Source organism: uncultured Lacinutrix sp. (assembly GCF_947500325.1).
GTDB lineage: Bacteria > Bacteroidota > Bacteroidia > Flavobacteriales > Flavobacteriaceae > Lacinutrix.
Genome location: NZ_CANMRQ010000127.1, coordinates 1 through 207 on the forward strand (window position 1 = coordinate 1; position 207 = coordinate 207).

Genomic DNA, 207 nt, shown 5'->3' on the forward strand with positions numbered 1-207 from the left:
CCGACGTTACCATCAGTATCTGTTGGCATTCCTACACCTGTGCCTGCACTACTTGGGATTCCTGTGACTGGATCTGGTGTACCATCGGCTATACCATCGTTATCTGCATCGGTCCCTCCTGTCTCTACTATATCGTAAATACCATCATTATCTGCATCTAAGTCTAAATGGTTACTAACACCATCGCCATCTGTATCATATGCTGGC

At 45.9% G+C, this 207-nt stretch carries 1 pseudogene; it reads right to left on the bottom strand.

Annotation, left to right across the window (positions count from 1 at the left end):
• Window positions 1-207, bottom strand: a pseudogene (locus Q0997_RS20465) (hypothetical protein); the annotation flags it as partial.